Consider the following 22,402-nt stretch of genomic DNA (forward strand, 5'->3'; position numbering starts at 1 on the left):
CGCGGCCGGGGAGCTCGGCGAGCGCCGGGCGCGGGCCGGGCGCGCCGGCGGCCGGGCGGGCCCGGAGACGGACGCTCCCCGGCGGCGCGGGGCCACCGGGGAGCGGGACGGGCGGAGGCGCCGGGCGCGGGCGCTACGGGAGCTTCGGCGGATCGCGGTCCGCGCCGCCCCACGGCAGCGCGCCGGCGCTGCCGGGCGGGTTCGCGAGCGGGAACCGGGTGGCGTTGTCGAGGATGGTGAGCCCGATGAGCAGCGCCACGAACGCGAGCGAGGTGACGAAGATCAGGCGGTTCGCGCCCCGCTGATCCCACAGGTGCATGAAGAACAGCGCCACCAGCGCGCCCTTGGCGATGGCGATGAGCAGCGCCACCGCCACGTGCCAGCCGCCGGGCAGGTGGACGCGCGAGGCGGCGTAGGTGACGACGGTGAGCACGAGCAGGACGATCCACACCACCACGTAGCGCATGCCGTGCGCGTGGTGGGTGGCCTGGTGCTCCTCGTGCGCGATCGATCGGGGGTCGGCCATGGAGGTGTCGCTCCCTACACGAGGTAGATGAGGGGGAAGACGAAGATCCAGATGAGGTCGACGAGGTGCCAGTAGAGGCCGGCCAGCTCGACCGGCGTGTGGTACGTCGCCGTGTACTTGCCGCGCGCCGCCTTCACCCCCACCACCGCCAGGATCGTCATGCCGACGATCACGTGGACGCCGTGCAGGCCGGTGATGAGGAAGTAGAGCGAGAAGAACAGCGACGCGCCCGGCGCCTGCAGCTCGTGGAAGGAGTAGTAGCGGCCCGGGAGCTGCCCCTCCTGGAAGTGGTGGCTGTACTCCACCGCCTTCAGCGCGAGGAAGGCGAGCGCGAAGGCGACCGACACGGCGAACCAGAGCCCGGTCTTCCTGCCGTTCCCCTTCACCGCCTCGTTCAGGCCGAGCGCGACCGTGAACGAGCTGGTCACCAGGATGACGGTGTTGACCAGGCCGAACCAGGTCTCGATGGCGCGGCTCGCCTCGGCGAACGCGTCCGAGTAGAGGTACCGGTACACCGCGTACGCCGCGAACAGCGCGGTGAACAGCAGCACCTCGGAGGCGAGGAACAGCCACATGCCGAGCCGCTCGGCGTGCGACTGCTTCTCGATGTTCTCGAAATGGTGTGCCAGCGGGCTAGCTTGCATGCTTCGGCTCGGGGGCGACCGGTGGAGGGTTGGCGTACGACTCCTCGTCGTACTCGTGCGGTCCGCGCGTGTAGACGGGGGTCTCCTCGAAGTTCTCGGGGAGCGGCGGCGAGGCGGTGTCCCACTCGTAGCCGCGCGAGTGCCACGGGTTCGGGCCGGCGATCGGGCCCCACTTCAGCGCGACCAGCAGGTAGACGAGCACGATGACGAGCCCCATCGCCAGCACCGACGCGCCGGCGGTGGAGGCGACGTTCAGCGCCCAGAACCGCTCCGGGTAGGAGAAGTACCGGCGCGGCATGCCCTCGTTCCCGAGCAGGAACTGCGGGATGAAGGTGAAGTTGAAGCCCAGGATCACCATCACCGCGCCCACCAGCCCCCAGCCCTCCGGGTACATGCGGCCGGTGATCTTCGGGAACCAGTAGTGGAGCGCGGCGAGGAACGCCATCACCGTCGCGCCCACCATGATGAAGTGGAAGTGCGCCACCACGAAGTAGGTGTCGTGCCAGTGGACGTCGAGCGACACGGTCGCGACCGCCACGCCGGTCATCCCGCCGAACACCAGGAAGAACAGGAAGCCGACGAAGTAGGCGAACGGCGTCTTGAACGCGATCGACCCCTGGTACAGCGTGGCGGTCCAGTTGAAGACCTTGATGGCCGTGAAGATGCCCACGAACATCGAGAGGATGCCGAACACGCCCGCGTCGAACGCCGACTGGCCGGAGACGAAGAGGTGGTGGCCCCAGGTGAAGAAGCCGACGAAGGCGATGCCCAGCGACGAGTACGCGACCGCCTTGTAGCCGAAGATGTTCTTGCGCGAGAACGCGCAGACCACCTCGGAGATCACCGCCATGGCCGGGAGCACCATGATGTAGACGGCGGGGTGCGAGTAGAACCAGAAGAAGTGCTGGAACAGCACCGGGTCGCCGCCGCGGGCCGGATCGAAGATGCCCCAGCCGAACGCGTTCTCCACCGCCACCAGCAGCAGCGTCATGCCCAGCACCGGCGTGGCGAGGATCTGGATGATGCTGGTCGCGTAGATCGACCACACGAACAGCGGCACCCGGTTCCAGCCGATCCCCGGCGCCCGCATGGTGTGCGTGGTGACGATGAAGTTCAGGCCGGTGAGGATCGACGAGAACCCGAGGATGAACGCGCCGAGCAGGATCGGCACGACCTTGGTGACGGTGGTGGTCGAGTACGGCGTGTAGAACGTCCAGCCGGTGTCGGCGCCGCCGTGGACCATGCCGTAGAGCGCGACCACCGCGCCGAGCATGTAGAGGTAGAAGCTGAGGAGGTTCAGCTTCGGGAACGCGACGTCCTTCGCGCCGAGCATGAGCGGCACGAGGAAGTTGCCGAAGCCGCTCGGGATGGCCGGGATCATGAACAGGAAGATCATGACCACGCCGTGGAGCGTGAACAGGCGGTTGTACGTCATCGCGTCCATGATCGTCGGACCGGGCGTGAGCAGCTCGATCCGGATGAGCATGGCGAACAGGCCGCCGACGGCGAAGAACACCGACGCCGCCACCAGGAACATCACCCCGATCCGCTTGTGGTCCTGGGTCAGCAGCCAGGACTTCAGGCCGGTCGCGGGCGAGTTGAGGTAGTTCCGCGGGTTGTACACGGGAACGTCACTTGCGTGGGATGGACTCATAGACCGGGCCCTCCGACGGACCGCTCTGGACCGCCGGGGTCTTCAAGGACTTGATGTATTCGACGATGGCGGCCGCCTCGGGCGGCGCGAGCTTGCCCTGGTAGGTCGGCATCACGTTCTGGTAGCCCGCCACGAGGTCCGCGGCGGGATCCATCATCGACTTGGTGAGATACCCCTCGTCGGCCTGCACGCTCTTCCCGCTCTGGAGCTTCTCGTTCCGCTGGTAGAGGTCCACCCAGGTCGGCCCGATGTGGCGCGTGCCGTCCACCGAGTGGCACTTCAGGCAGCCCTGCTCGCCCGCCAGCCGCCGGCCCTCCTCGATGACGTTGGACGCCCGGCGCACCGGCTCGCCGGCGATGGGCGCGCCGTCCTGCGACCCGGCCACGCCGCGACCCTGCGTGGCGAGCCACTGGTCGAACTCCTCCGGCGGCATCACCACCAGCTCGCCGATCATCCCGGAGTGCGCCAGGCCGCAGTACTCGGCGCAGAAGATCTCGTAGCGGCCGGGCCGATCGGCGTTGAACCAGGTCTGCGTGTAGCGGCCCGGGAGCGCGTCCTGCTTCACCCGGAGCGCCGGCACGTAGAACGAGTGGATCACGTCGCGCGAGGTGATGAGCAGCCGCACCGGGCGGCCGGCGGGGACGCGCAGCACGTCCACCGAGTTCGGGCCGCTCGGGTACGCGAACTTCCACATCCACTTCTTGCCCTGGACGTAGACGTCCATGGCGTCCTTGGGCGGCGACTGCAGCTTCGCGAACTGCGGGAAGCCGATGGCGAACCACACCAGGAAGAACGCCAGCGGCAGCCCCACGAAGATCACCTCGTGGATGGCCTTCGGCTCGACGCGGGGGGTGACGTCGGTGTCGGACCGGCGGCGGTACCGCACGAAGAAGTAGATCGCGGTGGCGAACACGCCCGCCGCCGCCACCATGGTGGTGATGATGACGAAGTAGTGGAGCCCGTCGACCTGGCGCGCGTAGTCGCTCGCCTGGTCGGGGAGGAACAGCATTCTTCGCAGGAGGTCGTTCATGCGGTCTGCCTCGCCTTGGCCCGCCGCTCGCGCCAGACCAGCGTGGCGATCAGGCCGGTGAGGGCCACCAGCGCCACGCCCGCGCCGGCGCGCACGATGCCGAACGCGTACGGCTCGTACTTCCGCGAGGCGGGGTCGTACCGGTAGCAGGTGAGGAGGAAGCGATCGAAGCTGGTGCCGACCTTGCCGCTGGCGGCCTCGACGACCGCCAGCCGGAAGTCCTTGGGCGGGTAGTCGATGCCGTACAGGTAGCGGGAGACCTTCCCCTCCGGCGTGAGGACGAAGATCGCCGCCTGGTGGGCCCACTCGCCGGAGGCGGGGTCCTTCTTGTAGTAGAAGCCGAGCGCGTCGGAGACCTTCCGCGACGCCTCCGCCGTCCCGACCAGGAACGGCCAGTCCGTCCCCGCGTCCGGGCGGCCCATCGACTGCAGGTAGCCGCGCCGCCGCTCGGCGGCGAGCGCCGGCCCCTCCTCCGGATCGAAGGAGATGGTGACGGCCTGGTAGTCCCGGCCCAGCTCGAGCCCGTTCTCGCGCATGGCCTTGCCCATGCCGGAGAGGATCAGGCCGCAGAGCATGGGGCAGTCGTAGTAGACCAGCGCGACCACCACGGGCTTCTTGCCGTCGAAGGCCTGGCGCAGCGCGAAGGGCTGGCCCTTCCAGTCGGTGAAGGGCACGTCGAGCGGGATCGCCGCGCCGAGCCGCTCCTCGACGCGGACGTCCTCGAGGGCGACCGGCGGCACGTCGGGCGAGGGCCCCGCGCCGCCCTCGCGCTGGCGCCAGAACTGGGCGCCCGCCGGGGCGGGGGCGAGCAGCGCCGCGGCGGCCGCGAGCGCCAGGCCGGCCCCGGCGCGCCGGAGCGTCGCGCGGGTCACGGCTGGCCTCCCGGGCCCGGCCCGAGGTCGGGCGCCTGCGACGGCACCGGCTCGACCGGCGGCGCGGGCATGGGGCGGATCCCCTGCGCCACCAGGTCCATGGCGCGGTCGATGGGCAGGTGCACCACGCCGGCGCCGCGGTCCACCCAGCCGTACGAGGCGAGCCGCTGGCGGCGGGCGGTGCGATCGCGCTCGCCGCGCACCGAGAGCTCGAACAGCTGCTGCTCCACCATGCCGATCTTGTTCTGGCCGATCTCGGGCGGGATGGGCGGCCCCTCGCGCGAGGCGCGGAGGTCCTGCAGGTAGGCGATGGCGGCGTAGGAGCCGATGAAGAAGACCACCAGCGCGGCCACGCCGACCGCGATGATCTTGCCGGTGTCGATCCGGTCCTCCTCGGACCGGACCCCGTGGGCGTGTTCGACGTGGTCGCTCATTGCGGCAGGTACCTCAGCGAGTCCTCGAGGTAGGGATCGCGGACCGGGACCGCCACCGTGCCGCGCATGCGGACGAGCGCGAACGCCACGGTGACGCCGCCCACGCCCACGAAGGCGGAGAGGTCCCACAGCGACGGGCGCGGGCCGCCCGGGTCGAGGTGGGGCATCACGAGCCAGTAGAGGTCGATCCAGTGGACGAACAGGATCCAGGCCGCGACCTTGGCCAGCCGGCCCGGGACGCGGGTGATGGCGCGGTTCATGAGCAGGAAGAACGGCACCAGGAAGTGGAACAGCGCGAGGAAGACGCCGACCGCCTTCCACCCGCCCTCGATGCGGAGGATGTACCAGGGCACCTCCTCGGGCACGTTCGCGATCCAGATGAGCATGAACTGCGAGAACGCGACGTAGGCCCAGAAGGCGGTGAAGGCGAGCAGGAACTTGCCGAGCGCGTGGAAGTGCTCGGTGTTCATGTGCGCGCCGAACTGGTTCGGATCGACCCGCGTGGCGTTGGCCGCGATGATGACCACCGCGAACGCGCCCACGAAGCTGCCGGCGAACCAGTACACGCCGAAGATGGTCGAGAAGAAGCGCGGGTCGAGCGACATCATCCAGTCGAACGCCGCGAACGTGAGCGTGAGCGCCACGAACGGGAGCGAGCCCGCCCCGAGCGCCCGCTGGCGGCGGGTCAGGTCGTGCCCGCCGACCGCGTCCTGGCGCAGGGACCAGGCGCGCAGCAGGTGCGCGACGAGGATCCAGCAGGCGAAGTAGATCGCCGCCCGCACCACGAAGAACGGCACGTTGAGCCAGGGCTTCTTGTGCTCGACGGCGTGGAGGACCTCGCCCTCCAGGCCGTGCGGGTCCACCCACGGGAACAGGTGGCCGCGGCCGAGCAGGATGGGGACGAACAGCACCACGAACAGCGGGATCACCGCCGGGAGGTGCTCGAGGAAGCGGCGCAGCACCACCGGCCAGCGCGCGTTGGACGCGTGCAGCGCGCCGAGCAGGAGGAGCGCGCCGAGCGCCAGGCCCAGCCAGTACACGAACGCGACGAGGTAGGCGTAGAGCACGCGCCGCGGGTCGCCGACCACCGCGCCGAGCGCGGTGACGACGAGGCCCGCCGCGCCGACGGCGGCGGCCATCGTCATGAGGCGCCGGCCGCCCAGGTACGGGGTGAGGGTCATCGCCCCTCCTTCTGGAGCTGCTCGCGGGCGTCGGGCGGCACCTGGTCGAGCGATGCGTTCTGGCTGAGCTGGAGGGCGCGCACGTACGCCACGATGGCCCAGCGGTCCTGCACCGGGAGCTCGGCGGCGTACGAGGGCATGAGCCCGAAGCCCTCGGTGATCACCTGGTAGATGTAGCCGTCCGGGCGATCGCGGTAGAGGTGGAGCGAGGGCGGCCGGCGCAGCGACATGTTCATGGCGACCTGGCTCTCGCCGTCGCCGAGCACGCCGTGGCACACCGCGCAGCTCACGTCGAAGCGCTGGCGCCCGCGCGCGAGCAGCTTCGCGTCCACCGCCACCGGCAGGAGCTGCACCGGGCGGCCGTCGGGGCCGCGGCCGGTGGCGACGGCCGGGTCGAGCCGTGGGCCGTACGGGACGGTGCCGGCCGGCGGGTGCCGCATGGCGAGGCCGTTCGCGTAGTACTCGCTGGACTGGTAGGCCTTGTACTTCTGCTGGCGCTGCATCGGGTCGAGCCGCGGGCAGGCGGTCAGCGCGAGGAGCGGCAGGAAGAGGGCGAGGCGGCGGGTCATCTCACTTCCCCTCCGGGACGACCGAGACCAGGCGCGCGCCGAGCCGGCGCAGCTCCGCCGCGACCGCGTCGGCGTCGCCGGCCTCCACCTCGGCCGAGAGCCACAGGCCGTCGATGCTGGCGGAGCGGAACGCCTCCACCTCGAACACCGGGTGGTGGACGCGCGGGAAGCCGAAGTAGACGGCGAGCAGGCCCACGAAGATGGCGAGCGCGGAGAACAGCACGCCGAGCTCGAAGGTGACCGGGATGAACGCGGGCGCGCTGTGCGGGGGCCGGTTGCCGACGTTGAGCGGCCAGGCGTAGCCGACCGTGTACCACTGCAGCAGGTACCCGGAGACCGCGCCGGTGATCCCGGCCACCAGCGCCACCAGCGGCACGGTGGACTTGCGCAGCCCCAGCGCCTCCTCGGCGCCGTGCAGCGGGTACGGCGAGTGGAGGTCGAGGGTGGCCCCGCCGCGCGCGCGCAGCGTGCGCGCCGCGTCGAGGAGCGCGGCCTCGGCGCCGAACTCTCCCAGGACGTAGCTCTTCATGCCCGCTCCGCGTGCGCGCCCCGCGCCACCGCCTGCCCGCCCCCGGCCGCGTGGTGATCCTGGTGCTCCAGCTCGCGGCGGAGCTCCTTCACCTCGGAGATGGGGATGGCCGGCAGGAAGCGCAGGAACAGGAGGAACAGGACGGCGAAGGTGGACATCGACCCGAACAGCAGGCCCCAGTCGACCCAGGTCGGCGTGTAGTTCGCCCAGGAGCCGGGGATGAAGTCGCGGGTGAGCGTCACCGCGATGATGACGAAGCGCTCCGCCCACATGCCGAAGTTCACCAGCACGGAGACGAGGAACAGCACCATCACGTTCCGCCGCAGCGCGGGCACCCAGAACACCTGCGGCGCCACCACGTTGCAGAAGATCTGCATCGCGTAGACGAGCTTGTAGTCGCCGACCACGCGGTTGTAGAAGGCGAACCACTCGGCCTCGCTGCCCGAGTACCACGCGATGAACCACTCCATCACGTAGCCGTAGGTGACCATCAGGCCGGTCGCGAGGATCACCTTCGCCATGTTGTCGAGGTGGCGCGCGGTGACGACGTGCTCGAACTTGAACACCTTCCGCGCCGGGATCATCAGCGTCATCACCATCGCGAAGCCGCTGAAGATGGCGCCGGCCACGAAGTAGGGCGGGAAGATGGTGGTGTGCCAGCCCGGCAGCTGCGAGATGGCGAAGTCGAACGACACGATGGTGTGCACCGACACCACCAGCGGCGTGGACAGGCCGGCCATGAGCAGGTAGCCGATGCGCCAGTGCTGCCAGTGGCGCGCCGAGCCGCGCCAGCCGAAGGACATGATCCCGTAGACGACGCGCTGGGCGCGGGTCCTGGCCGCGTCGCGCAGCGTGGCGAGGTCGGGGATGAGCCCGAGGTACCAGAACAGGAAGGAGACCGTGGCGTAGGTCGAGATCGCGAACACGTCCCAGGGGAGCGCGCTCTTGAAGTTCGGCCAGATCTGCGTGGTGGCGGGGTACGGGATGAGCCACCAGAACAGCCAGGGGCGGCCGAGGTGGATGACCGGGTACGCGCCGGCCATGGCCACCGCGAACAGCGTCATCGCCTCCGCAAACCGGTTGATGGAGGTGCGCCACTTCTGCTGGAACAGGAGCAGGATGGCGCTGATGAGCGTGCCGGCGTGGCCGATGCCGATCCACCAGACGAAGTTGGTGATGTCGTAGGCCCAGGCGACCGGGATGTTGTTGCCCCACACCCCGATGCCCACGAACAGGGTCATGTAGAGCGACAGGAGCCAGAAGGCCATCCCGCCGCCGAACAGGACCAGCATCACCAGCCAGCCCTTCTTCGTCGGCCCCAGCACCGGCTCGAGCAGGCTGTCGGTCAGCGCCCGGTCGTCGGGGCGGCCGACCAGCACGGGCGAGGTCTCGAGCGGATCGACGCGCTCGATCGTCTTGGTCGCGGTGGTCATGCGAGGTCGGGGTTCGGGTTGCGGAGCTTGACGAGGTAGGCGGTGCGCGGCCGGGTCCCGAGCTCGTGCAGCAGGTCGTAGCGCCGCGCGTCCGCGTGCCGCCTCGACACCGCCGAGCCGGGGTCGTTCAGGTTGCCGAAGACGATCGCCTCGGTGGGGCAGGCCTGCTGGCAGGCCGAGACCACCTCGTCGCCGCCGATCTTCCGGCCGTTCGAGCGCGCGTCGATGCGCGCGTGCTCGATGCGCTGCGTGCAGTAGGTGCACTTCTCCATCACGCCGCGCGCGCGGACGGTGACGTCGGGGTTGTGCACCATCTTCTCGGTCGGCTCGAGCGTCCCGTGCCAGTCGAGCCAGTTGAAGCGGCGCACCTTGTACGGGCAGTTGTTCGAGCAGTACCGGGTCCCGACGCACCGGTTGTAGACCATCTCGTTCAGCCCCTCCTCCGAGTGCACGGTGGCGTTCACCGGGCACACGTACTCGCAGGGCGCCGCCTCGCAGTGCACGCACGCGAGCGGCTGGGAGACGGAGGCGGGGTCCTCGACCGGGCCCTCGAAGTAGCGGTCCACCCGCAGCCAGTGCATCTCGCGGCTGCGGAGCACCTGCTCCTTGCCGACCACCGGGATGTTGTTCTCGGCCTGGCAGGCGACCGTGCACGCGCCGCAGCCGATGCAGCGCGACAGGTCGATGGCCATGCCCCAGCGGTACTCGTTCTTCGAGTAGTCCACCGGCTCGTGGATGGTGGGCTGCGGGCCGCGGTGCTCGTCCAGCTCGTGCTTCGCGTGGGCGAGCTCCGGCGCGTCGAGCGCGAGCGCGATGGCCCGGCCCTGCATCGAGAAGTGCTCCTGCGTGGTGGCGAGCGCGTGCCGCTTGCCGGTCTTGCGGACCTCCACGCCGGCGCCGAACCAGGGCGCGTCGGAGGTGCGGAGCGCGTAGGCGTCGTGGCCCACGCCCTTCCCCACCGGCCCGGCCACCGCCTGCCCGTAGCCGAGCGTGAGCAGCACCGACCCGTCGGCGTGGCCTGGGACCACCAGCGCCGGCGCGGTGAGCGTGCGGCCCTTCCACGACAGCTCGACGAGGTCGCCCGACGCGACGCCGAGCTGCTTCGCGGTGGCGGCCGAGAGCTGCGCGGCGTTGTCCCAGGTGAGCTTGGTGACCGGGTGCGGGTACTCCTGCAGCCAGGCGTTCTCGAGGAAGCGCCCGTCGAGCACCTTGTAGTCGGCGGCGAAGCCGAGCTCGAGCCCGGCGCCCGGCGCGGGCACCGCGCGCACCGCCTCGGCGACGCGGCCCAGGTCCGCCTGCACGGCCTCGGGCGGCACGGCGCTGCCCGCGACCACGCCCGCGGCGAGCCAGCCGTCCCAGCGGCCGTCGAACCCGGCCGCGCCGGCCCGGCGGCGCCAGCCCTCGCGGACGATCCGCCAGCTGCCGTGGTCGCCCTCGTCGAGGAACGCCGCGAGCAGCTCGAGCTCGCTCATCGACTCGTGCAGCGGCGCGATGAGCGGCTGCTGGATGGAGGCGGTGCCGTCGGCGGCGCGCAGGTCGCCCCAGGCCTCCAGCGGGTGGGTGGCCGCGATCTTCCAGGTGGCGGCCCGGACCGTGTCGTCCTCGCGGAGCGCGAGCGCGATCGTGTCCTTCGCCTTCGGGAGCAGCTTGCGGAGCGGGACGTCGGCGGGCGCGGTGTGCGCCGGGTTCCAGGCGGTCACCACCAGCGCGTCCACCTTGCCGGCCTCGAGCTCGCTCGCGAGCGCGCGCAGCCGGTCCGGCCCGGCGGCCGGGTCGAGCAGCGCAGTGGGGCGGTAGGCGACCGTCTTGCCGGCGTTCCCGAGCGCGTCGTTCAGCGCCGCCGCGAGCGCGTGCACCGCGGCGGGCTGCCGGTCGCCGGCGAGCACCACCGAGCGGCCGCGCGCCTTCGCCAGGTCGGCCGCGACCGCCGCCGCCGCCTTCGCGCGCTCGCCCCCGGCCGGCGCGCCGAGCGGCGCGAGCTGCGAGAGGCCGTGCTTCGCGGCGAGCTCCGCGGCGACGGCGCGCCCGAACCCGAGCACGTCGGCGGAGCGCATGCGGAAGCGGTGGTCGGCGGCGCCGCCGGTGACGGTGTACGCCGACTCGGCCACGTAGAGCCGGTTCATGCGCTCGGCGGTCCGCCGCGCGCCGAACTCGCGCGCCAGCCGCAGGCTGTCGCCCTCGAGCGCCAGGAAGTCCGACTCGAGCGAGAGGATCACGTCCGCGTCGGCCAGCGACGCGGAGGCGTCGAGCGGCTTGCCGAACGCGAGCGCCGCGCCGGCGCGCCCGGCGTCGGCGCCCACCGGGGCCCACGCGTCGAAGCGGGCCTTCGGGAAGCGCTCCAGGATCCGCCGGCGCAGGTCGGCCACCGCGGGCGAGCTGGTCGGCTCGACCAGGAAGCGGAGCCGCGCCCCGCCGTCCTGCGCGTGCGACCGGGCCAGCGCGGAGACCTCCCGCAGCACCGTGGCGAGCCCGAGCGGGCGCCCGGCGCGGGTGAAGCCCTTCAGCCGGCGCGGATCGTAGAGGTCGAGGATCGAGGCCTGCAGCATGGCGTCGCTGCCGCCGCGGCTCGACGGGTGCTCGCGGTTGCCCTCGATCTTGGTGGGCCGGCCCTCGTGGCTGGTGACCACCAGGCCCACCGCGTAGCCGCCGCGCGACGCGACGGTGGCGTAGGCGCTCGGCACGCTCGGGGTCACGCCGGCCGGCGGCCGGACGTAGGAGACCACGTTCTCGCGCGGCGGCTTGCAGGCCTCGAGGCCCGCCAGCGCCACCGAGGCGCCGAGCACCTGGAGGAACCCGCGGCGCGTGAAGCCCTCCGGGACCGCGGCGGCGTCGTCCGGGAACTCACCCGGCGGCACCTCCCTGGCCTCGGCGGCCTCCTCGACGCTGCGCCAGCGGCGCGCGTCGAGACCCGCACCCTGCTTCTGTCCGTAGATGGGAAGCCCTAGCGATGGCATGTGTAGCAGCTCGTGCGGGGTTTGACGTCGTACTTCTTCGCGATCTCCCTCCCGATCGCAGCGGGGTCACCGTCCGGCTTCCAGGCCATGTTGGTGACCTCCTCCGGCGGGCGGAGGCGGGGATACGGGTCGCGGTGGCAGTCGAGGCACCAGCCCATCGTCAGCGGCTGCACCTGCTCGATGGCGGCCATCTGGTCCACGCGGCCGTGGCACTCGACGCAGCCGACGCCCTTGTTCACGTGGATGGAGTGGTTGAAGTAGACGAAGTCCGGGAGCTTGTGGACGCGCATCCAGCGGATGGGCTCGTTCGCGAACCAGCTCGCGCGCACCACGTCGAGCAGCGGGCTCTTGTTCCAGACCTGCGCGTGGCAGTTCAGGCAGAGCTCCGTGGACGGGATGCCCGCGCTCGCCGCCCGGTCCACCGTGCTGTGGCAGTACCGGCAGTCGATGAGGTCGTCCTGGACGTGGTGCCGGTGGTCGAACTGGACCGGCTGCGCCACCTGCTCCTGCTGGCCGGTGCCGTACGGCACGCGCCAGTACACCATGAACGCGGCGACCGTCCCGCCGGCGCCGGCGATCAGGAGGACGAGGATCAGGCGGAAGAGAGCGTTGGATCTCGGTGTGAACAGTGCGCTCATCGAGTGGGTCGCGCACCCCGAGGCAGACGTGTCCTGCTGCACCACGTTCCGGGGCCCGCGCCGGGGCGTAAACTGTTCGGCGCCTCCGACCGACGGAAGGTCTCTAAAGGGGCGAGGCCCTTGCCCGCCCCCTAAACCTCTTCCGCCATCGGTGCACGGCGCCCCCGCCGGCCGGCCACGCCCCGGCGTGCGTCACCCTGGGTGAACGGCGGCGCCGGTCGGGCCCGCGACGACCGCGCGCTTGTGAGGGGATCGCGGGTGGACTAGGAAGGACGGCGACACCATGGAAACCAGCGACGCCACCCTCATCGACCGCGCCCGGACCGGCGACCGTCGAGCGCTCGACGAGCTGCTCACGCGGCACCAGCGGCGCGTCTACCGCTTTGGCCTCAAGATGTGCCGGGATCCGGAGGACGCGAAGGACATTCTCCAGGAGACGCTGCTCGCGGCTGCACGGACCGTGAAGGACTTCCGCGGCGCGTCGTCGGTCTCGACCTGGATGTACACGATCGCCCGGAGCTTCTGCATCAAGAAGCGGCGCCGCTCCAAGTTCGCGCCCGCCGAGGAGACCTCGCTCGACCAGCGCGAGCCGGGGGCCGAGGCCCGCCAGGTGGCCGACCCGGGGCGCACGCCGGACGAGTCGCTCGCCGGGCGCCAGATCGAGCAGGCCCTCGAGACCGCCATCGGCCGCCTGGACCCCATGTACCGCGAGGTGCTGGTGCTCCGGGACGTGGAGGGGCTCTCCGCCCCGGAGGTCGCCGAGGTCATGGGGCTGAGCGTGGAGGCGGTGAAGAGCCGCCTCCACCGGGCCCGGGTGGCGGTGCGCGAGGCGCTGGTGCCGCTCCTCGGGATCCCGGAGGCGCCCGCGGCGGCCCCGGCGGCGCCGGCGGCCCAGGCGCCGGCCGGCCCCGGCGTCGCCTGCCCGGACATCGTCCAGCTCTTCTCCCGCCACCTCGAGGGCGAGATCAGCGCGAACGTGTGCGCGGACATGGAGAAGCACCTGGCCGGCTGCCCGGCCTGCCAGTCGCGCTGCGACTCGCTCCAGCGCACGCTGGCGCTCTGCAAGGCGGCGCCGATGCCCGAGGTGCCGGCGAAGGTGCAGGCGTCCGTGCGCCAGGCGATCAAGAAGTTCGTCGAGCTTCATTCCTGAGAGGCGAGCCCTCCCCCACCCGCCCCCGCCCCGGTTTGCGCCTCGGCGGGGGCAGGCCCCAGCTTTGGGCACGCGGCGCCCCAGGGCGCCCGAGGGGGGATGGCATGAGGCTCGACAGGGGATCGGCATTCGTCGCGGCGATGCTGGCGTCCGGCGCCGCCGGCGCGCAGGCGCCCGCGCAGCAGCCACCGCCGTACTACCCGCCGCCGCAGCAGGCGACCCCGCCGCCGGCCCAGGCGCCGGCGCAGCCGCCGCCTCCCGCGGCGAGCGGGACCGGGGTGGCGCCGTCGTCATCGGCGCCCTCGTCCGCGCCGTCCTCGGCGAGCTCGGGCGCGGCGCCGTCCTCGTCGTCGTCCGCGACGTCGGGCAACAACACGCCCGGCGGGGCGGCGTCGCAGCAGGTGGTGGTGAACCCGCCGCAGGGGACCGGCTCCGGCGAGCAGCCGCCCAGCACCACGGTGGTGAACCCGCCCCCGCCCGCGTACGGCAGCCCGGTCGTGGTGGACCGGTACGCGCGCGAGCGCCGGAACCCGCTCGGCACGATCGTCACCGACGCGGCCTACGGCGGCGTGGGCGGCCTGCTGGTCGGCACCGGCGTCGCGCTCGTGAACGACTGGGACCACTGGGAGCGGGACCTGTCGATGGGCGCCGGCATCGGCATCATCGTGGGCGCCGCGTTCGGCGCGGTGCACGCGACCCTGGATGCGCGCGAGGACGCCGCGGTGCGCCGCCCGGTGGCGTTCGACGGGCTGGGGAGCCCGGCGCGCGACCCGGTGATCAAGACGCCGCCCACCGTGGCGTTCTCCGGCCGGTTCTGACGGTGCGGGGCCTCCGAGGCGGCGCGGCGGCGCCGGCGAGCGCGGTCCGGCGCGGCGCGCCGTGCGGGCCGCGGCTCGCTTACAATCCCGGCGTGCCCATCTTCCGCCTGTCCCGCGAGCCCGCGTTCCCGGACCCCGCGCTCGCCGAGCCCGACGGGCTGCTGGCGGTGGGCGGCGACCTCGAGCCGGAGCGGCTCCTCACCGCCTACGCCGAGGGGATCTTCCCCTGGTTCGACGCGGAGAGCCCCATCCTCTGGTGGTCGCCGGACCCGCGGCTGGTGCTCGATCCCGCGGCGCTGCACGTGCCCCGCTCGCTGCAGCGGACGCTCCGGCGCGGCACCTACCGCGTGAGCGCCGACGAGGCGTTCGAGCGGGTGATCCGGCGCTGCGCCGAGCGGGACCGCCCGGGCCAGCAGGGCACCTGGATCACCGCCGAGATGGTGGACGCCTACGTGCGCCTGCACCGCCTCGGCCTCGCCCACTCCTTCGAGGCGTGGGAGGGGGACGCGCTCGCCGGCGGGCTGTACGGCGTCTCGCTGGGCGCCGCGTTCTTCGGCGAGTCGATGTTCGCGGACGCGCCGGACGCGTCCAAGGTCGCGTTCGTGCGCTCCGTCGAGTGGCTCCGGTCGGCGGGCGTCGAGCTGGTGGACTGCCAGGTCCGCACCGAGCACCTGGTCCGCTTCGGCGCGCGCGAGGTCCCGCGCGCCGAGTTCCTGGCGCGGCTCGCCCGCGCGCTGGAGCAGCCGACGCTGCGCGGGCGCTGGCAGCTCGAGCCGGCGGGCCCGCCGTCCTAGGCCGGCCCGCCGGACGCGGCGCTCAGCGCGCCGGGGCGCCGCCCGGCTGCGCGCTCGCCGGCGGGGCGCCGCCCAGCATCCGCTGCAGGAACGCGACGGTGACCGCGTCGGCGTGGTCGCGGTTCTCCTTCCTCTTGAAGCCGTGCCCCTCGTCGAGCGCGAGGACGTACCAGACCTCCTGCCCGTTCGCGCGCACCGCCCGGACGATCTGCTCGGCCTCGGAGCGCGGGACGCGCGGGTCGTTCGCGCCCTGGACGACGAGCAGCGGCACGCGGATGGCGCCGGCCCGGCCGAGCGGCGAGATCCGCTCCTGCACCGCGCGCACCTCCGGCACGCGCTCGTCGCCGTACTCCGCGCGGCGCAGGTCGCGCCGGTACGCCTGCGTGCTCTCGAGGAAGCTCGGCAGCGAGGAGATGCCCACCACGTCCACGCCGGCCCGCGCCAGGCCCGGGAACAGCGTGAGCGTCGCGAGCACCATGTAGCCGCCGTAGGAGCCGCCCCACACCACGGCGCGGGCCGCGTCGAGGTCGGGCCGCGACGCGATGAACTGGAACGTGGCCGGGATGTCCTTCAGCGCCTCCTCGCGGCGCACGCCGTCGTCGAGCGCGAGCCAGTCCTTCCCGTAGCCGGCGGAGCCGCGCACGTTCGGCTGGAGCACCGCCACGCCCAGCTCCGCCACCAGGAACTGCACCAGCGGGCTGAAGGCGGGCCGGTGCTGGCCCTCGGGGCCGCCGTGCCAGTTCACCACCACCGGCGCCCGCCCGCCGCCGCGCGGCCGGTACAGGAAGGCCGGCACCTCGGCGCCGCCGGCGGTGGGGTAGCGGACCAGCTCCGGCTCCACGAACCCGGCCGGATCGAGCCCGCCCACCTCCGAGCGCGTCCAGCGCACCGCCTTGCCGCCGCGGAGCTCGACGGTCCAGGCGTCCCAGGGCGAGGTGGCGCTCACCAGCCCGACCGCGAGCACGTCGCCGCGGCCCGGCGGGAAGCGGATCGTCGCGACGCCGCGGCCGGGCAGCGGCACGCCGCGCAGCCGCCCGGTGCGCGGGTCCATGGCATGGAGCAGCGAGACGCCGTCCGCGTTGGCGGTGAAGGCGACGGTGCCGTCGCGCGCCACCGCCACCTGCTCCACGTCCCACGCCACCCCCGGCGCCACCGGGCGCGGCGGCGCGGCCGGGCGCGCCAGGTCCACCCGGACCAGCGCGGCGTGATCGGCGCCGCGATCGGTGATGGCGTACACGGCCCTGCCGTCGGCGGAGAAGGCGGCCCCGCCGACCGAGCCCTTGCCGGCGAGCAGCGGCGTCCGCGCGCCGGTCGCGAGGTCCACCAGCTCGAGATCGGCGTCGGAGGCGGCGCGGTAGCGGCGCACCAGCAGCCGGCGCCCGTCGCGCGAGAAGTCGAGCGGCGACCAGCTCCCCTCGGCCTCCACCACGCGCCGCGCGGCGGCGGGCCGCTCCGCCTCGGCCACGTACACGTCGGCGTCCTTGCCGTTCCGGCCGGTGCCCGAGTACGCGAAGCGCCGCCCGTCGGGCGACACCACCAGGTCCTGGTGGCGGCTCCTGCCGTCGGTGAGCAGCTCGGAGCGGCCGGTGCGCCGGTCCAGGCGGTAGAGCTGGAAGAACTCCCCGCCGCCCTTGTCCTGGAGGTAGAGCAGGCTCTCCGGCCGGCCGGGCAGGAACGCGGCGTCGGACACCGGCTCGTCGCCGAAGGTGAGCTGCTCGCGCATGCCCAGCGGCGCCGCCACGAGGTGGAGCTGGGCGGTGCTGCCGAACCGCGTCGTCACCAGCATGGCCCGGCCGTCCGCCGACACGTCGCGGAGCACCGCGGCCCGCGCGTTCTCGTACTGCTCGAGCCGGGCGGACACCTCCGGGGGAACCTCGGGGACGCCGAGCTGGAGCAGGTTGGGGAGGCCCGGGACCGGGGCGAGGTCGAGCGGGGCGGCCGCGGCGCCGGCCGCGGCGACGAGTGCGAGGAGAAGGGCGTGCATTCCCCACCTCTAGGCGAGGTCTGCGCAGAAGGCGAGCAGCCGGCTCGGTCCTGCGGGGGAGCCCTCGGACCGCGCGCGGGGGGCCTCCGGGTGCGCGCCGGGTCCGCCGGACGCATTAGAATGGACGGCCATGGCTGAGCGAACCCGTCCCGGGGGCGATACGGAGGTCGTCGTCCCCAAGACGCGCGCGGAGCGGGAGACGAAGCGCCCGCCGCTGTACAAGGTACTGCTGCACAACGACCATTACACGACGCAGGAGTTCGTGGATTACGTCCTGATGACGGTCTTCAACCACGACCCGGAGTCCGCCCACCGGATCATGCTCCACGTTCACATGCACGGGGTGGGGGTCGCCGGTATCTATCCCTACGAGATCGCCGAGACCAAGGCGCGGAAGACGATGGACCTGGCGCGCGAGGCGGAATACCCGCTGCTCGTGACGATCGAGCCGGAGTAGCGATGGTGACGGTGTCCAAGGAGCTGCAGCAGACCCTCCAGGCCGCGGTGGGCGAGGCCCGCCGGAGGCGCCACGAGTACGTGACGCTGGAGCACCTGCTCCACGCCATGACCAAGGACAAGGTCGCGTCCGAGGTGCTGCTCGCCTGCGGCGCCGACCTGAAGCTGCTCGAGCGCGAGCTGGAGGAGTACCTCGACCGGACGCTCGAGTCGGTGGCCGCCGGCCAGGATCCCGAGCAGACCGCCGCCTTCCAGCGCGTGCTGCAGCGCGCCGCCTGGCACGTCCAGGGGTCGGGCCGCACCGAGCTGAACGCCGGCGACGTGCTCGTCGCCATCACCCGCGAGCGCGGCTCGCACGCGGTCTACCTGCTCGAGAAGCAGGGCGTCCGCCGGCTCGACATCCTCCAGTACATCTCGCACGGCGTGTCCAAGGACGGCGAGGAGTCGCCGGGCGGCGCCGAGGGCGAGGGCGAGGGCGAGGAGGGCGCGCCGCGCCCGGTGAAGGACCCGTTCCGCACGTTCACGGTGAACCTGGTCGAGCGCGCCGCGCAGGGCCAGATCGACCCGCTCATCGGCCGCGACGCCGAGATCGAGCGGACCATCCAGGTGCTCTGCCGCCGGCGCAAGAACAACCCGGTGTTCGTGGGCGAGCCGGGCGTGGGCAAGACCGCCATCGTGGAGGGGCTGGCGCTCCGCATCCACGAGAAGAAGGTCCCGGCGGTGCTGGAGAAGGCGGCGATCTACTCGCTCGACATGGGCGCGCTGCTCGCCGGCACCAAGTTCCGCGGCGAGTTCGAGCAGCGGCTGAAGGGCGTCATCGCCGGCGTGAAGAAGACCCCGCACGCCATCCTGTTCATCGACGAGATCCACACCATCGTCGGCGCCGGCGCCACCACCGGCTCCTCGATGGACGCGTCGAACCTGCTCAAGCCGGCGCTCGCCTCGGGCGAGCTGCGCTGCATCGGCTCGACCACGTTCCACGACTACAAGCAGACGTTCGAGCGCGACCACGCGCTCGCCCGCCGCTTCCAGAAGATCGAGGTCCACGAGCCGTCGGTCGAGGACACGGTCAAGATCCTCCGCGGCCTGAAGAAGGTCTACGAGGAGCACCACGGCGTCGAGTACACGCCGCGCGCGCTCCGGGCCGCCGCCGAGCTGTCGGCGAAGCACATCAACGACCGCCAGCTGCCGGACAAGGCCATCGACGTGCTCGACGAGGCCGGCGCGCGCGACCGGATGCGCCCGGAGGCGCGGCGGCACCGCCGCATCACCGGCCGCGACGTGGAGCGGGTGGTGGCGAAGATCGCCAAGATCCCCGAGCGCACGGTCTCGGCCGACGACCAGGCGCAGCTCCGGAGCCTCGTGCCCGAGCTGAGGAAGGTCATCTACGGCCAGGACCAGGCCATCGAGGCCATCGCCAGCGCCATCAAGCTCTCGCGCTCCGGCCTCGCCTCGCCCGAGAAGCCCATCGGCAGCTTCCTGTTCTCCGGGCCCACCGGCGTCGGCAAGACCGAGCTGGCGAAGCAGCTCGCCCGCATCCTCGGGGTCGAGTTCCTGCGCTTCGACATGACCGAGTACCAGGAGAAGCACACCGTCTCCCGGCTCATCGGCGCGCCCCCCGGCTACGTCGGCTTCGACCAGGGCGGCCTGCTCACCGACGCGATCCGCAAGACGCCCTACGCGGTGCTGCTGCTCGACGAGATCGAGAAGGCCCACCCGGACATCTACAACCTGCTGCTCCAGGTGATGGACCACGCCACGCTCACCGACAACAACGGGCGCAAGGCCGACTTCCGCCACGTGGTGCTGGTGATGACCACCAACGCCGGCGCGCACGAGCTGGCCGCCCGCCGCGTCGGCTTCGGGACCGACCAGTCCGACCCGGGCAACGCGCGCAACGCCATCGAGCGCACCTTCACGCCCGAGTTCCGCAACCGGCTCGACGCCTGGGTGGCGTTCGACTCGCTCGCCCCCGAGGTGATCCTGCGGGTGGTGGACAAGATGGTGAAGGAGCTCGAGGGGCAGCTCGCGGAGAAGAAGGTCCGCATCGAGCTGACCGCCGAGGGCCGCGCCTGGCTCGCCGAGCACGGCTTCGACCGCAAGATGGGCGCCCGCCCCATGGCGCGGCTCATCCAGAACGAGCTGAAGAAGCCGCTCGCCGAGCGCATCCTGTTCGGCGACCTCGCCGCCGGCGGCACGGTCCGCGTGGACGTGGACGCCGAGGGCGCGAAGCTCGTGCTGACGGTGCTCGCGCCGGCGCCGAAGCCGGTGCCGGAGCCGGCGTAGAGGCGCCCTTCGACTCCGTCCGCTCATCCCGAGCGTAGCGCGGGCCACCGGGCCCGCGCGGAGTCGAGGGACCCTCAGGTGAGCGGGCCACCCGCTCGCAGCGGAGCCACAAGACGAAGAAGCCCCTGCCGTCCTCGCGACGGCAGGGGCTTCGTGCTTCCGGAACGACCGCGCCCGGGCGCTACTTCACCTGGACCGCGATGGTCCGCGGCTTCGCCTCCTCGCGCTTCGGCAGCGTGACGGTCAGGACGCCGGCGTCGTAGCGCGCCTCGACCTTCGCGCCGTCCACCGTCTTCGGGAGCGTGAACGCCCGGAAGAAGGTGCCGAAGCGGCGCTCGCCCCGGTGCAGGGTCGCGCCGTCGGCGAGCGCGGGCTGCTTGCGGTCGGCCTGCACGGTGAGCGTGTCGTTCTCGATGTCCAGCTTGATGGCCGCCGGGTCGAGCCCGGGCACGTCGAGCACCACCTGGAAGCCGGCCTCCGTCTCGAGGATGTCGGCGGCGGGCGCGAGGCCGTAGCCCCGGGCGCCGGGCTGGGCGAGGTCGTTCATGAGCCGGTTCACCTCGGCGGAGAGCGTGGCGAAGCCGGGATCGGGGTTCCTCAGCAGGGTCAGCATGGTCGTGTCCTCCTCGCGCGGACGGATCGCGCCCGCGCGCTGCACTTCGTGGTCGGGATGGCCCGGGCGTGCGGCGGCGGGGCTCGGAACTCGGTGCGCCGCCTCGCGCCCTCGCCCATCCACGTAAGTCCGCCCCGGGGGCTGTCAAGCGCGGCCCCCGTCGCCCCCGGAACGGTTCTCCTCCTCCCCGCGGCGGGTTAGAAGGGGCCGGTGCAGCCGCTCCCCATCGACCCGCTCCTCCCCGAGGTCGTCGCCGCGCTCCGCGCCGGCCCCTCGCTCGTGATCGAGGCGCCCCCCGGCGCGGGGAAGACCACCCGCGTGCCGCGCGCGTTGCACGAGGCCGGGCTGGCCGGCGCGGGCGAGGTGGTGGTGCTCGAGCCGCGGCGGCTCGCCGCCCGCATGGCCGCCCGGCGGGTGGCCGAGGAGCTGGGCGAGCGGCCCGGCGAGACGGTCGGCTACCAGGTGCGGTTCGACGAGATGGCGGGCCCGCGCACCCGCATCCGCTACGTGACCGAGGGGCTCCTGACCCGGCGCCTGCTCTCCGAGCCCGCGCTCCCCGGCGTCGGCGCGGTGGTGCTCGACGAGCTCCACGAGCGCCACCTGCAGGGCGACCTCGCGCTCGCGTTCCTCCGGCGGCTCCAGCGCACGGCCCGCCCCGATCTGAAGCTCGTCGCGATGTCGGCCACGCTCGACGCCGGCCCGGTGGCGGCGTTCCTGGGCGCGCCGGCGCTCCGCTCGGAGGGGCGGCGCTTCGAGGTCGCGGTGGAGCACCTCTCGCCGGAGGAGGCGGCGGCGCCGGACCTGCGGCTGGAGGAGCGCGTGGCGCGGGCGGTGCGGCGCCTGCACCGCGAGGGCCTGGACGGCGACGTGCTCGTGTTCCTGCCCGGCGCGGCCGAGATCCGCCGCGCCCGCGAGGCGCTCGCCGCCTGGGCCGCCGGCGCCGGCGTGGACGTGCTGCCGCTGCACGGCGACCTGCCGCCGGAGGAGCAGGATCGCGCGGTGCGGCCGGGACCGCGCCGCAAGGTGATCCTCTCCACCAACGTGGCCGAGACCTCGATCACCATCGACGGCGTGGTGGCGGTGGTGGACTCCGGCCTCGCCCGGATCGCCTCGCACTCGCCCTGGTCCGGCCTGCCCACGCTCGAGGTGAAGAAGATCAGCCGCGCCTCGGCGGCGCAGCGGGCCGGGCGCGCCGGCCGCACGCGGCCCGGGCGCGCGGTGCGGCTCTACACGCGCCACGACCACGACGCGCGGCCCGAGTTCGAGGTCCCGGAGATCCTGCGCGAGGACCTCTCGGAGACGCTGCTGGCGCTGGCCGGCCTCGGGGCGGCCGCGGACCTCGAGTGGCTGGAGCCGCCGCCCGCGCCCGCGCTCGAGGCGGCGCGCGCGCTGCTCGCGGACCTCGGCGCGGTGGACGCCGCCGGCGCGCCCACCGCCGCCGGGCGCGCCATGCTCCGCTTCCCGCTCCACCCGCGCCTCGGGCGGCTGCTGGTGGAGGCGGCCGCGCGCGGCGTGCCGGACGACGGCGCGCTGCTCGCGGCGCTGCTCGGCGAGCGCGACCTGCGCGAGCGGCGCGCGCTGGAGGGGGCGGCGCTCCCGCCCACCGGCCCGTCCGACCTGCTCGAGCTGGCGCAGGCGTTCGAGGAGGCGGCCCGGGCGCGCTTCGACCCCGACCGGCTGCGGCGCATGGGCGTGAGCCCGGGCGCGGCGCAGGCGGTGGAGCGGAGCCGCCGCCAGCTCCAGCGCCTGGCCCGGTCGCTGCCGCGGGCCGTCCCCCGCCCGCCGCCGGCGACGTGGCCGCGCGCGAGGCGGCGCTGCTGCGCGCCACGCTGGCCGC

The 22,402-nt window shown here is 73.0% G+C and carries 20 protein-coding genes; 6 read left to right on the forward strand and 14 right to left on the reverse strand.

The genetic code is table 11. The features are described 5' to 3' along the window. Positions 1-133 precede the first annotated feature (133 nt). From PSR1_RS04450 to PSR1_RS04505, 12 genes are read right to left on the reverse strand one after another with little or no spacing between them, the layout of a single operon-like run. Positions 134-526, reverse strand: coding sequence for a cytochrome C oxidase subunit IV family protein (locus tag PSR1_RS04450; protein WP_059436429.1), 393 nt, complete (start codon positions 524-526; stop codon positions 134-136). 14 nt (positions 527-540) lie between these two features. Then, complete coding sequence (locus PSR1_RS04455; RefSeq protein WP_059436430.1) at positions 541-1,170, reverse strand: cytochrome c oxidase subunit 3 family protein; 630 nt, start codon at positions 1,168-1,170, stop codon at positions 541-543. Then, on the reverse strand, positions 1,160-2,824 hold the full coding sequence (locus PSR1_RS04460) for a cbb3-type cytochrome c oxidase subunit I (RefSeq protein WP_059436431.1): 1,665 nt from the start codon (positions 2,822-2,824) through the stop codon (positions 1,160-1,162). Before PSR1_RS04460 ends, PSR1_RS04455 begins: the two co-directional genes overlap by 11 nt. Continuing rightward, positions 2,802-3,854 (reverse strand): cytochrome c oxidase subunit II, encoded by a 1,053-nt coding sequence (coxB, locus tag PSR1_RS04465; protein ID WP_059436432.1) that lies wholly within the window; start codon positions 3,852-3,854, stop codon positions 2,802-2,804. Before coxB ends, PSR1_RS04460 begins: the two co-directional genes overlap by 23 nt. Beyond that, positions 3,851-4,726: an SCO family protein gene (locus PSR1_RS04470; RefSeq protein ID WP_059436433.1), complete on the reverse strand. Its 876-nt coding sequence runs from the start codon at positions 4,724-4,726 to the stop codon at positions 3,851-3,853. The genes coxB and PSR1_RS04470 overlap by 4 nt, the downstream gene beginning before the upstream one ends. Further along, complete coding sequence (locus tag PSR1_RS04475; protein WP_059436434.1) at positions 4,723-5,160, reverse strand: hypothetical protein; 438 nt, start codon at positions 5,158-5,160, stop codon at positions 4,723-4,725. Before PSR1_RS04475 ends, PSR1_RS04470 begins: the two co-directional genes overlap by 4 nt. Continuing rightward, positions 5,157-6,341: a hypothetical protein gene (locus PSR1_RS04480; protein ID WP_059436435.1), complete on the reverse strand. Its 1,185-nt coding sequence runs from the start codon at positions 6,339-6,341 to the stop codon at positions 5,157-5,159. Before PSR1_RS04480 ends, PSR1_RS04475 begins: the two co-directional genes overlap by 4 nt. Next, positions 6,338-6,910, reverse strand: coding sequence for a cytochrome c (locus PSR1_RS04485; protein WP_059436436.1), 573 nt, complete (start codon positions 6,908-6,910; stop codon positions 6,338-6,340). The genes PSR1_RS04480 and PSR1_RS04485 overlap by 4 nt, the downstream gene beginning before the upstream one ends. 1 nt (position 6,911) lies before the next feature. Then, the gene (locus tag PSR1_RS04490) at positions 6,912-7,439 is read right to left on the reverse strand and encodes a DUF3341 domain-containing protein (RefSeq protein ID WP_011419856.1); all 528 of its coding nucleotides are present in this window, start codon (positions 7,437-7,439) and stop codon (positions 6,912-6,914) included. Then, the gene (gene nrfD, locus PSR1_RS04495; RefSeq protein ID WP_059436437.1) at positions 7,436-8,872 is read right to left on the reverse strand and encodes an NrfD/PsrC family molybdoenzyme membrane anchor subunit; all 1,437 of its coding nucleotides are present in this window, start codon (positions 8,870-8,872) and stop codon (positions 7,436-7,438) included. The genes PSR1_RS04490 and nrfD overlap by 4 nt, the downstream gene beginning before the upstream one ends. After that, positions 8,869-11,826, reverse strand: coding sequence for a Fe-S-cluster-containing hydrogenase (locus PSR1_RS04500; protein ID WP_059436438.1), 2,958 nt, complete (start codon positions 11,824-11,826; stop codon positions 8,869-8,871). The genes nrfD and PSR1_RS04500 overlap by 4 nt, the downstream gene beginning before the upstream one ends. Continuing rightward, a complete protein-coding gene (locus PSR1_RS04505) occupies positions 11,814-12,464 on the reverse strand; it encodes a cytochrome c3 family protein (RefSeq protein ID WP_011419853.1) in 651 nt (216 codons plus the stop codon). Before PSR1_RS04505 ends, PSR1_RS04500 begins: the two co-directional genes overlap by 13 nt. A 283-nt stretch (positions 12,465-12,747) precedes the next feature. Between PSR1_RS04505 and PSR1_RS04510 the strand changes: the two genes are divergently transcribed. The 3 genes from PSR1_RS04510 (at position 12,748) to aat (ending at position 15,226) form a co-directional block, all read left to right on the forward strand. After that, the gene (locus tag PSR1_RS04510) at positions 12,748-13,614 is read left to right on the forward strand and encodes a sigma-70 family RNA polymerase sigma factor (RefSeq protein WP_059436439.1); all 867 of its coding nucleotides are present in this window, start codon (positions 12,748-12,750) and stop codon (positions 13,612-13,614) included. A gap of 104 nt (positions 13,615-13,718) precedes the next feature. Beyond that, positions 13,719-14,432, forward strand: a complete 714-nt coding sequence (locus tag PSR1_RS04515; protein ID WP_059436440.1) for a hypothetical protein — start codon at positions 13,719-13,721, stop codon at positions 14,430-14,432. Positions 14,433-14,524: 92 nt separating this feature from the next. Continuing rightward, positions 14,525-15,226 (forward strand): leucyl/phenylalanyl-tRNA--protein transferase, encoded by a 702-nt coding sequence (gene aat, locus PSR1_RS04520; protein ID WP_059436441.1) that lies wholly within the window; start codon positions 14,525-14,527, stop codon positions 15,224-15,226. Between the two features lie 22 nt (positions 15,227-15,248). Here the strand turns inward: aat and PSR1_RS04525 are convergent, their stop codons facing one another. After that, complete coding sequence (locus PSR1_RS04525; RefSeq protein WP_059436442.1) at positions 15,249-17,210, reverse strand: prolyl oligopeptidase family serine peptidase; 1,962 nt, start codon at positions 17,208-17,210, stop codon at positions 15,249-15,251. A gap of 130 nt (positions 17,211-17,340) precedes the next feature. On the opposite strand from PSR1_RS04525, the gene PSR1_RS04530 reads away from it, so the two are divergent. Together PSR1_RS04530 and clpA are read left to right on the forward strand one after the other, a co-directional pair. Then, positions 17,341-17,667, forward strand: a complete 327-nt coding sequence (locus PSR1_RS04530; protein ID WP_059436443.1) for an ATP-dependent Clp protease adaptor ClpS — start codon at positions 17,341-17,343, stop codon at positions 17,665-17,667. A 2-nt stretch (positions 17,668-17,669) separates the two neighbouring features. Further along, positions 17,670-19,952 carry an ATP-dependent Clp protease ATP-binding subunit ClpA gene (gene clpA / locus PSR1_RS04535; RefSeq protein ID WP_059436444.1) on the forward strand — a complete coding sequence of 761 codons (2,283 nt, stop codon included), beginning with the start codon at positions 17,670-17,672 and terminating at the stop codon, positions 19,950-19,952. Between the two features lie 181 nt (positions 19,953-20,133). On the opposite strand, the gene PSR1_RS04540 is transcribed toward clpA, so the two are convergent. Beyond that, positions 20,134-20,565 carry an Hsp20/alpha crystallin family protein gene (locus PSR1_RS04540; protein WP_059436448.1) on the reverse strand — a complete coding sequence of 144 codons (432 nt, stop codon included), beginning with the start codon at positions 20,563-20,565 and terminating at the stop codon, positions 20,134-20,136. Between the two features lie 210 nt (positions 20,566-20,775). On the opposite strand from PSR1_RS04540, the gene PSR1_RS04545 reads away from it, so the two are divergent. Further along, positions 20,776-22,402, forward strand: a 1,627-nt coding sequence (locus tag PSR1_RS04545) for a helicase-related protein (RefSeq protein ID WP_272946328.1), incomplete at its 3' end; no start/stop codon positions are given.

It is taken from the genome of Anaeromyxobacter sp. PSR-1 (assembly GCF_000964525.1).
GTDB lineage: Bacteria > Myxococcota > Myxococcia > Myxococcales > Anaeromyxobacteraceae > Anaeromyxobacter.